4 protein-coding genes and 1 pseudogene are annotated in these 4665 nt (G+C 39.9%); 4 read left to right on the plus strand and 1 reads right to left on the minus strand.

The window, feature by feature from the left end:
• Positions 1–21: 21 nt before the first annotated feature.
• Positions 22–543, minus strand: coding sequence for a winged helix-turn-helix domain-containing protein (locus tag PLEUR7319_RS37565; protein ID WP_019509619.1), 522 nt, complete (start codon positions 541–543; stop codon positions 22–24).
• A 305-nt stretch (positions 544–848) separates the two neighbouring features.
• Between PLEUR7319_RS37565 and PLEUR7319_RS0133540 the strand changes: the two genes are divergently transcribed.
• The 4 genes and pseudogenes from PLEUR7319_RS0133540 to PLEUR7319_RS37570 form a co-directional block, all read left to right on the plus strand.
• The gene (locus PLEUR7319_RS0133540; protein WP_026102949.1) at positions 849–1082 is read left to right on the plus strand and encodes a DUF433 domain-containing protein; all 234 of its coding nucleotides are present in this window, start codon (positions 849–851) and stop codon (positions 1080–1082) included.
• Positions 1079–1420 carry a DUF5615 family PIN-like protein gene (locus tag PLEUR7319_RS0133545; RefSeq protein WP_019509621.1) on the plus strand — a complete coding sequence of 114 codons (342 nt, stop codon included), beginning with the start codon at positions 1079–1081 and terminating at the stop codon, positions 1418–1420. The genes PLEUR7319_RS0133540 and PLEUR7319_RS0133545 overlap by 4 nt, the downstream gene beginning before the upstream one ends.
• 26 nt (positions 1421–1446) lie before the next feature.
• Positions 1447–3441, plus strand: coding sequence for a protelomerase family protein (locus tag PLEUR7319_RS0133550; RefSeq protein WP_019509622.1), 1995 nt, complete (start codon positions 1447–1449; stop codon positions 3439–3441).
• A 724-nt stretch (positions 3442–4165) separates the two neighbouring features.
• Positions 4166–4665: pseudogene (locus PLEUR7319_RS37570) on the plus strand (IS66 family transposase); the annotation flags it as partial.

Raw genomic sequence — 4665 nt, forward strand, 5'->3', positions numbered from 1 at the left:
AGTTCTACTATGGCCTGGGGATTATCTCGGCATAGTTTTTGATATCTGTTTTGAAGTTTTTTTCCATTTTTCTTGCTCAAAAGGGTCTGATTCAGTATGAGCTGGTCTCGGTTGTTTGAGTCTGAGTTCGTACCCTCTAAGATATTCCCATCCCCTTTGTTTACTCACGGGACGTTCTAAAAGCTCCGACATCCAGTCTGCCACTTTACGACTATTCCATAAACCTCCATCTACTGGTGGGGTTTGTAATCTTTGCCACAAATGAGCTAACTGCACATCATCTAGCAAAGGTTTATTCCCCTGATTTTGATGTCGGCGATCGCCTAACCCTTCCTCTCCTAAATGGTTATAGCGACTAGCTAACTTATAAATCCATTTTGTACTATAGTTGGTAATACTACTTACTTCTGCTACAGTCTTGCCACTAGCTAAAAGCCATATGATTTGATAATGAGAACGTTCTACTGAGTCACAACTGTTTCGATAACGTTGTTTTAGTTCTTCTAAACTCAGATGAGATTTTAATTTGAGGGAGCTGGGCATTGATTTATGTCATATTGATAGCTTCAATTAATTTTAGAACTAATTAAGCGGACTTCATATTAGTCAATTATTTCAAAACTTGAAAGCTTTATTTTATATACTTTATGTCTTGTTGATGTTTTGAGATCGTTCATTCTATCTATATCTATATCATTAATTTTATCTATACTTTAATCTTGCTTTCTAGTATAGATATTGTTATAATATGATATGGTTAGTCAAATAAAAGTCAATCGTGCAATTTCGCTTCGCGTACCAGCAAAGCCGAGCGCTCAAAAGCCAAAATTAAAAGTTTAAATTCTCTCATGAACTCAATGACCAATTTGCTATCTCGAATTACCCAAACCCCAGGTCAATGCGGAGGCCGTCCATGTATTCGAGGGATGAGGATTCGCGTTACCGATATCCTTGAAATGCTGGCTGAAAACGTCAGCACTTCTGAAATTTTAAGGGATTTTCCCGATTTAGAACTTGAAGATATTCAAGCTTGCTTGCTTTTTGCCGCGCGACGTACTGATTTTCCTCGAATAACTGCATGAAGCTCTGGATTGACGCTCAACTACCACCAACTCTAGCCAACTGGTTGACCAATAATTTCCCTCTCGAAGCTACTGCTTTGAGAGAGCTTCAACTACGAGATGCTCAAGATACTAAGATTTTTGAGGCAGCACGAACTGCAAATGCTGTAATTATGACTAAAGACAGTGACTTCATTGACTTAGTTTGTCGATTAGGGACACCTCCTCAAATTTTGTGGCTCACCTGTGGCAATGTCACGAACCGTAACTTACGACAACTACTTACCTCTACTTTGCCTGATGCCTTGTCACGATTGCGACAAGGAGAAGCGATTGTCGAAATCAGTAACAACCTCTAAAAACCTTTTAGTTGACCACTTAGATTATGCTTTCTCTTGATTCGTCTTTGTTAGATCGAGCTTGTGCAGTTGCACGTACTAATTGGCTTCGTGAACTTTTAGCCGAACATCTTCCTCGCTTAGTTCAACTCTCTGATACTCAAGAGGATTTAGAGATAGCTCAAGAATGGGATTATTTTATCAAGGAGCAATTGCGCTCGCGAGGTTTGATTTCACCCCATCAACAGAAGAATCGGATCACTGATGTTCGTAATGCGATTAAGGTCATCGACCCCGATCATCCAGCTCTTTTAGTGGTGGGTTTTTCTGCTTCTCAATGGATGGAGATTAATTCCATGGCTGCTGGTGCTACCGCCTCTCGTACTACTCAATTTTTAGATTCAACTGACGCGATCGCCTCCATGGCAAATCAATTACTTCAATCTCGTATCTGGTCGGAAGTGGCTGCTGGTTTGGCTGTGGTTACTGGTCGTCGGGTTAGTGAGATTTTGAAAACTGCACATTTTACTTTTAAATCTACCTACTCGGTTATGTTTACTGGTGCGGTTAAGCGTCGTCAGGAGTCTGTTGCTCTTAATTTTGAGATTCCTACTTTAGTCGAGGCTAAAAATGTGCTTCAGGCGATCGCACTTCTGCGTGGTTGGCTTGATACTTCTCATCTGACTAATCGCCAAATTAATGACCAGTATGAACAAGCTGTAGCTCTAGCTTGCGATCGCCATTTTCGCGATTTAGTTCCTCTTCGTGAGGGTAAGGGAAATCTTTATACTCATCTGTTTCGGGCTGTTTATGCCACCATCGCTACTCATTGGTTTTGTCCGCCGACGGTTTCTGATCTGGAGTTTCGAGCTTATATCCAGGGACATTTTCAGATTTTACATGAGGCTAATAGTGAGAAACGTACCAGTATGGCTGCTCAACGTCATTACTGGGATTATAAGATTGCTGACGGTCAAGGTAATGTCGATGGTCGTTTGGGTATTAAGCTACAAGAAGATGGAGTACAAGTCTTAGAAGCTTTTGATCCCAGTCAAACGAAGACTCCCACCAAGTCTCATGGTAGTTTGGTTCATTTGCGGGTTTTCTCCGATGATCGAACTGCTCTGGCTCGAATACAAAAGCAATTTGATTTGCACAATCGTGCTGCTGCTAATCATTTTGTTCTGGAATTGGCTCAATCTCTACTCTCTACTGCTGATACTTTGAGTCTTACTCCTCAACAGTTAACGACCAAACTGACTGATTTGACTTTTGAATCAAAACTCTCAGATCTTGAACAGTCACCATCGAAATTGAATCTCGATGGCGATCAAGATGCTGTAGCTGATGAGCAACCGCTTTCAGTCGAACTATCTCAACCAGATGAAACTACATTTGGTTCATCTGCTCCACCTGATGTAGCTCAATCGAATGTTGTTGATTCAAGCGCCCAAGATAATCAAGCCAAAACCGAAGAACTTTCTTCCCTAGATCGCCCAACAGCTCTTCAATCCGAGGCTCTTTTTGACCGCATGGATCGCCAACAACAGTCTTTGTCTAGTTTGACTGATGCGATTCATGGTCTGGTTCAAGTGCTTGCTAATTCTCATTCCTCTTCTGCTTCAAGGGCATCTACATCTAAACCTAAATCTCAACCTCAACCTCAATCTCAGTCTGAGTCTCAGCTCAAACCATCTGATACGACCACCACTTCTAATTCATCTCATCGGTCTGAGCGAACCGATGACACCATCTCCCCTAGAAAGCGCCGTTCCCAACTTTCCCGTCAAAAGGTCAATCGCTATATTGATGCGATTATGGCTTATAACGATGTTTTAAATCGTCCCCATCCAGATAAATGGTTGATTACGATCGCTGCCCTCAAACGACTCACACACTGCGGTCAATCTGTTATTTATGATGTTCTTCATTTGAGAGCTACTGATCTTCAATTTCATCACGATAAACATCAACTTGGTCAATACCACAATCAGAAAGGCAAAAACTCACCCAAAATTGAATCGGTAATTTCTCTCGTTTAATTTATTTTCCTTTACTACCTATATCTATCTCGATTAATTTGGCTATATCTATATATCCATATCTGTAATCTATTTTTAAATGCCGATATAGATTACAGATACTTCAGAAAATTTGGCGATTTTTTCAAGTATTAAAGCTGTTTTTTGATTAACTTTAGTTTTATTAGCTCTTTTTTAGCTCCCTTTGTCCTTTAGTTACATTTTTCTTTACATTTACTTCTTTTATTTATCTACTTATTTCTTAGTTATCTATATCTATATCTTTTATTCTTCATTCATTAACTGCCATCCTACGACCATATCTTTTAGTCTTTGCCAGCCTCTGACTTTTCACGGCATCTTTTGGAGGAAATATAAGTTCTGACTTTTCACGGTATCTTGGGTCGAAAAAAAACTAGGTAATAATGTTCGCTAACTTTTGTTCAATCTTGAGGTTTCCTCAACCAAATCTGACAAACCCATTGAAAGTGTACTCATCCCTCGCTCCAAAGCTTCAATTCGACCACGACGTGGTAGAGCTTCAACCGCTTTCAAATAAGCTTGACTTCCAGCTTTATAGTCATTCTAAATAGGAAACATATGAAATAATATAAGCTAGATGAGAAATCAATCAGGTTAGATGACTTATAGTGTAGATTTGCGAAAGCGGGTAGTGGACTGTAACCGTTCATTTCCCCCCAGTCAAAAATAAGCCAACTCCACCTTTGTGGTGTATGTTAAAAACATGGCTCAATTAGATAAAAATGACTTGGTACAGATGAACGAAGACTACTTCAAGTCTCTCGAAAAAGAGAGATTGGTAGAAGTAGCCAAAAATCTACATCAATTAGCCACAGATTTATGGGAAAAGCAACAGCAGAGTTCAGAAAATAGTTCTCAGCCACCATCAAAAGATAATCCTTACGGTTTAAAAGTAACCACAGAAGAATCAAACCCAGGTTCAGAATCTGAAACCGAGTTGGGACAAACTGAGTTGGATAAAAGAGATGAATCTTCAGAACCAGAAAAGAAGCAAAAATCAAAGAGGAAGCCAGGAAAACAACCAGGAGGAAAAGGTTTTGGTCGTCAGCAACCTCTGAAGGCGGAAGTAATCATTCCACACTATCCCCATAAATGTACCCCTTGTAATCATGATTTAAGCGAATCTGAGTCCTTTAGGTATATGGGATATTATGTCCTGGAACTAGAACCAGAATTATTTGGGTTGAGGATCGTCACTCAATT

The sequence above is a fragment of the Pleurocapsa sp. PCC 7319 genome, from assembly GCF_000332195.1.
Lineage (GTDB): Bacteria > Cyanobacteriota > Cyanobacteriia > Cyanobacteriales > Xenococcaceae > Waterburya.

Bases quoted from the DNA above. Each gene is read 5' to 3' on its own strand.
- PLEUR7319_RS37565 (WP_019509619.1), bottom strand. From the start codon at position 543: ATGCCCAGCTCCCTCAAATTAAAATCTCATCTGAGTTTAGAAGAACTA.
- PLEUR7319_RS0133545 (WP_019509621.1), top strand. From the start codon at position 1,079: ATGAAGCTCTGGATTGACGCTCAACTACCACCAACTCTAGCCAACTGG.
- PLEUR7319_RS0133550 (WP_019509622.1), top strand. From the start codon at position 1,447: ATGCTTTCTCTTGATTCGTCTTTGTTAGATCGAGCTTGTGCAGTTGCA.
- PLEUR7319_RS0133540 (WP_026102949.1), top strand. From the start codon at position 849: ATGAACTCAATGACCAATTTGCTATCTCGAATTACCCAAACCCCAGGT.